5 protein-coding genes are annotated in these 5,355 nt (G+C 70.8%); 4 read left to right on the top strand and 1 reads right to left on the bottom strand.

Annotated features, from left to right (window positions below; genetic code table 11):
* On the bottom strand, nucleotides 1–945 hold a 945-nt coding region (gene hpnI, locus HUU96_RS10660; protein ID WP_174292783.1), incomplete at its 3' end, for a bacteriohopanetetrol glucosamine biosynthesis glycosyltransferase HpnI.
* A gap of 145 nt (nucleotides 946–1,090) precedes the next feature.
* Here hpnI and cysQ point away from each other — a divergent pair.
* The 4 genes from cysQ to HUU96_RS10640 all read left to right on the top strand — a co-directional run.
* The gene (cysQ, locus tag HUU96_RS10655; RefSeq protein WP_174292782.1) at nucleotides 1,091–1,924 is read left to right on the top strand and encodes a 3'(2'),5'-bisphosphate nucleotidase CysQ; all 834 of its coding nucleotides are present in this window, start codon (nucleotides 1,091–1,093) and stop codon (nucleotides 1,922–1,924) included.
* A gap of 4 nt (nucleotides 1,925–1,928) precedes the next feature.
* Nucleotides 1,929–2,828 carry a sulfate adenylyltransferase subunit CysD gene (cysD, locus tag HUU96_RS10650; protein ID WP_174292781.1) on the top strand — a complete coding sequence of 300 codons (900 nt, stop codon included), beginning with the start codon at nucleotides 1,929–1,931 and terminating at the stop codon, nucleotides 2,826–2,828.
* Entirely contained in the window at nucleotides 2,828–4,810 is a 1,983-nt protein-coding gene (gene cysN / locus HUU96_RS10645) for a sulfate adenylyltransferase subunit CysN (protein WP_174292780.1), read from the top strand. The genes cysD and cysN overlap by 1 nt, the downstream gene beginning before the upstream one ends.
* A gap of 9 nt (nucleotides 4,811–4,819) precedes the next feature.
* A partial coding sequence (locus HUU96_RS10640; RefSeq protein ID WP_174292779.1) for an FAD-dependent oxidoreductase occupies nucleotides 4,820–5,355 on the top strand: 536 nt, incomplete at its 3' end.

Raw genomic sequence — 5,355 nt, 5'->3', positions numbered from 1 at the left:
CGCCATCAGTGCCGCCGCCACTACCGCGAGGCCGGCGCGCGGCATCAGCGGCGTGGCGAACAGCGCCAGCGCCAGCGGATGGGTCAGCAGGCTGCCGATATGGGCCGGCAGGTTCGCGCCGCGCACAGTCGCCGACCAGCGCCGCTCGTGCCGCCACACCGCGCCCAGGCTCGTCTCGGCACAGCCATGCGCCAGGATCAGCCGCGGGGCGGGCACGACCCGCAAGCCCAGCGCGCGTACCGCCATGCCGATCGCGTGATCGTCCGCCAGCGTGTCGGCGAAGCGCTCAAAGCCGCCGATCCGGGCAAGCGTCTCGCGGCGGAGCGCGATCGTCGAGCCCATGCACGCCTGCTCGATGCCAAGCGCGTAGCTCATCACCACACTGGGCGCGAACTGCCAGCTGATGGCGGCGGCGGCGAAGCGCGACCAGCCCCTCCCCCGACCGACCACATCGCCGCGACCGTGATAGAGGCAGGTCACCGCCCCCACCCCCGGCTGCGCCAGCGCGGCGGCGATGCGGGCGCAGTAATCGGGCGATACCGCCATGTCGCTGTCGCTGAGGATCAACAGGTCGTGCCTGGCGGCGGGCATCAGATTGGCGAGGTTGGCGATCTTGGCATTCGCGCCGAGCGGCGGCGCATCGGTCCGCACGCTCACGTCGCCGGCCAGCGTGCGCGAGACGGCCAGCGCGGCATCGTCGGGGCGGTTGGTCCCCGCCACCATCTGCACCGGCGCGGGCCAGTCCTGATCGAGGAAGTTGGCGAGGTTCTCGGCCAAGCGGGGCTCGACGCCGTGGAGCGGCTTGAGCAACGTGATCGGTTCGGGTCGAGCGGGAGCGGGCAAGGGTCCCTGCGCGAACCCGCGCACGGCGATGGCGGCGTGCACCGTGTAGCCGATCGCCGCGAGCGCGAGCGCCAGGAGGAGCCAGCCGAGCAGGGGGATCATGGCGTCACCACCGCGATCGCTTATGGCCGTTCGGTTGCGATCGCCAGCCGCAGCATCGTGCACACGCCGGCAACCGGCGCTTGGCCGGTGCCAATCTTTGCTGGGCTGGCGTTTGGCGGCCAAAAAGCGGATCGGGGACCTCACGATGACTGTTCCTACTTCTTCACTGCCGCCCGACCGGCCGGCGCTGCTGCGCGCGCTGGTGGCGCTGGCGGGGGAGGCGGGCGATATCGTCTGGGATCATTTCGTCGGTGGCTGCGCGGTCAGCGCCAAGGCCGATGAATCGCCGGTCACCGCCGCCGACCATGAGGCGGAGGCGGCGATCCTAGCCGGCCTCGCCGTCCACGCCCCCGGCGTGCCGGTGGTGGCCGAAGAGGAAGCGGCGGCCGGACGCGTGCCGGCCACCGGCGCATGCTTCTTCCTGGTCGATCCACTCGACGGCACCCGCGAGTTCGTCGCGCGCGGTGACGACTTCACCGTCAACATCGGCCTGATCGAGGACGGTGCGCCGACCCTGGGCGTAGTTTACGCCCCTGCCCGCTCGGCGCTCTATTGGGGCGATACCGCGGCGGGCGAGGCGTGGCAGGCGAAGCGCACACCGCATGGGCAGACCGAGGCCGCCGAGCGCATCACCGTCCGCACCCCCGTCGACCCGCCCTGCGCCGTCGCCTCGCGCAACAACGGCAACCCGCCGACGCTGGCCTGGCTCGCCGCCAGCGGCGCGACCGAATGCGTGTCGATCGGCTCCAGCCTCAAGTTCGTGCTGATCGCCAGCGGCGAAGCCGACGTCTATCCGCGTCCCGCCCCGACGATGGAGTGGGACACCGCTGCCGGCGATGCGGTGTTGCGCGCCGCCGGCGGGCGGGTGCTCGACTGCGACGGCGCGGCGCTCGCCTATGGCAAGCCGCGCTTCTTCAATCCCGGCTTCCTCGCCACCGGGCGCTTCGATCCGCTGCCGCTGCGCCCCTTCCTCGCCTGATCCGATGAGCATGACCCACCTCGACCGGCTGGAGGCCGAATCGATCCACATCCTGCGCGAGGTGGTCGCCGAGGCGGCGTCGCCGGTGATGCTGTACTCGATCGGCAAGGATTCGGCGGTGATGCTGCATCTGGCGAAGAAGGCGTTCTTTCCCGCGCCGCCGCCGTTCCCGCTGCTCCATGTCGACACGACCTGGAAGTTCCAGGCGATGTACGCGCTGCGCGAGCGCGCGGCGCGGGAGGCGGGGATGGAGCTGATCGTCCACAAGAACCCGGAGGCAGAGGCGCGCGGCATCAATCCGTTCGACCATGGCGCGCTCCACACCGACCTGTGGAAGACGCAGGGGCTGAAGCAGGCGCTCGACGCGGGCGGCTTCGACGCGGCGTTCGGTGGTGCCCGCCGCGACGAGGAGAAGGCGCGGGCCAAGGAGCGCATCTTCTCGTTCCGCTCCGCCAGCCACCGCTGGGAGCCACGGTCGCAGCGCCCCGAGCTGTGGCACCTCTACAATGCGCGGCTGGCGAGGGGCGAGTCGCTGCGCGTCTTCCCGCTGTCCAACTGGACCGAGCTGGACGTGTGGCAGTATATCGCGCGCGAGGGGATCGAGATCGTGCCGCTCTATTTCGCCGCAGCTCGCCCGACGGTGGAGCGCGACGGCACCATCCTGATGGTCGACGACGACCGCTTCCGCCTCGCGCCCGGCGAGGTGCCGGTCGATCGCTCGATCCGCTTCCGGACGCTCGGCTGCTATCCCCTGACCGGCGCGGTCGAGAGCGCGGCGACGACGCTGCCCGAGGTCATTCAGGAGATGCTGCTCGCCACCGGCTCGGAGCGGCAGGGCCGCGCGATCGACCGCGACGAGGGGGCGGGCAGCATGGAGAAGAAGAAGCAGGAGGGCTATTTCTAATGGCCGACCTCGATCTTCCCCCCGGTGCCGACCTGTTCGGCGACGTGCCGGATCGCGACGCTCCGCTCGCCGGCACCGCCGACAGCCACGGCTATGTCCCCGACGCGCTGATCGCGACCGATATCGACGCCTATCTGGCGCGGCACGAGGGCAAGGACCTGCTGCGCTTCATCACCTGCGGCTCGGTGGACGACGGCAAGTCGACGCTGATCGGCCGCCTGCTGTACGATTCGCGTGCGATCTTCGCCGACCAGCTCGCCGCGCTGGAGGCCGATTCGCGGCGGATGGGGACGCAGGGGCAGAAGATCGACTTCGCCCTGCTGGTCGACGGCCTCACCGCCGAGCGTGAGCAGGGCATCACCATCGACGTCGCCTATCGCTTCTTTGCCACCGATGCGCGCAAGTTCATCGTTGCCGACACGCCGGGGCATGAGCAATATACCCGCAACATGGTGACCGGCGCGTCGACCGCCGACTGCGCGGTGATCCTGGTCGACGCGCGCAAGGGCGTGCTGACCCAGACCCGGCGGCACAGCTATCTTGCCCATCTGCTCGGCGTCCGCCACATTATTCTGGCGGTGAACAAGATGGACCTGGTCGGCCACGACCGCACCGTCTTCGACCGCATCCGCCTCGCCTATCGCGCCTTTGCCAGCTCGATCGGCATCACCCGGTTCTGCGCGATCCCGCTGTCGGGGCTGACCGGCGAGAACGTCGCTGCCCGCGCGCAGACCATGCCCTGGTATGACGGCCCGACGCTGATCGAGCAGCTGGAGCGCGTGCCGGTCGGCGACGATCTCGCCGAACGGCCGTTCCGGATGCCGGTACAGCTGGTCAGCCGGCCCCATCTCGATTTCCGCGGTTTTGCCGGGCTGGTGGCGAGCGGCACCGTCCGACCGGGCGATCCGGTGCGCATCCTGCCGTCGGGCCGCACCACCAGCGTCGCGCGCATCGTCACCGCCGATGGCGACCTGGCCGAAGCCGCCGCCGGCCGGTCGCTGACCCTGACGCTCGCCGACGAGATCGACTGCGCGCGCGGCGACGTGATCGCCGCCGCTGCCGCGCCGCCGGAGGTTGCCGACAAGGTGGAGGCGATCCTGGTGTGGATGGCCGACGAGGCGTTGCTGCCCGGCCGCTCCTACCTCTTCAAGCTCGCCACCCAGAGCGCGTCGGCGAGTATCCAGGGCATCGACCACCGAGTCGACGTCAACACCGCCGAGGCCGGCCCGGCGCGGACCCTCGACCTCAACGAGATCGGCGTGGTGCGGATCGCCCTCGACCGGCCGCTGGTGTTCGAGCCTTACGAGCGCAGCCGCGAGCTGGGCGGCTTCATCCTGATCGACCGGCTGACTAACGCCACCGTCGCCGCCGGCCTGATCCGCCGCGCGCTGCGCCGGGCGAGCAACGTCCACACCCATGCCCATGCCGTCACCCGCGAGAGCCGCGCCGCGGCCAAGCAGCAGCAGCCGGCGGTGCTGTGGTTCACCGGCCTGTCGGGGGCGGGCAAGTCGACCATCGCCAATCTGGTCGAGGCGCAGCTCGCGGCGCTGGGCCGCCACACCTACCTGCTCGACGGCGACAATGTGCGGCAGGGGCTCAACGCCGACCTGGGCTTCAGCGACGGCGATCGGGTGGAGAATATTCGCCGCATCGGTGAGGTCGCCAAGCTGATGGCCGATGCCGGGCTGATCGTGCTCACCGCCTTCATCTCGCCGTTCCGCGCCGAGCGCGAGATGGTGCGCGCGATGCTCCCGGCGGGCGAGTTCGTCGAGGTGTTCGTCGACACGCCGCTCGCCGAGGCGGAGGCGCGCGACGTCAAGGGCCTGTACGCCAAGGCGCGCAGCGGCGGTCTCGCCAACTTTACCGGCATCGACAGCCCCTATGAGGAGCCGCTCGCGCCGGAGATCCGCATCGATACCACCGCGATGACCGCCGAGGCGGCGGCGGCGCTGATCGTCGACAGGCTTACCGGCCAGCGCTAGGGCGAGGCGATGGACGAGGAGCGGGCGGTGGCGGCATTTCACGACGTGGTGGTGGTCGGGGCCGGTCACGGCGGCGCGCAGCTGGCGATCGCGCTGCGCCAGCGCAAGTTCACCGGCAGCATCGCCCTGATCGGCGACGAGCCGGAGCTGCCCTATGAGCGGCCGCCGCTGTCGAAAGAATATCTGTCGGGCGACAAGTCGTTCGAGCGCATCCTGATCCGTCCCGCCGCCTTCTGGGCGGAGCGGGAGGTAGACATGCTGCTCGGCCAGCGCGTCGTCGCTATCGATCCCGCGGCCAAGGCGGTGACGCTCGCCGACGGCACCGCGCACGGCTATGGCACGCTGGTCTGGGCGACCGGCGGCAGTCCGCGGCGGCTGACCTGCGACGGCCACCACCTCGCCGGCCTCCACACCATCCGCACCCGCGCCGACACCGACCGGCTGGCAGGCGAAATCGCCGGCGCGACCCGCGCCGCCATCGTCGGTGGCGTCCGAGACGCGGTAGCCGGTGGAGATCCGCTTCTGCGTGGCCTGCAGCGCCGAAC

The organism is Sphingomonas bacterium (assembly GCF_903644135.1).
GTDB lineage: Bacteria > Pseudomonadota > Alphaproteobacteria > Sphingomonadales > Sphingomonadaceae > Sphingomonas.
Note: the sequence above shows the minus strand (reverse complement) of the source record. Positions and strands in the feature narration are given on the sequence as shown.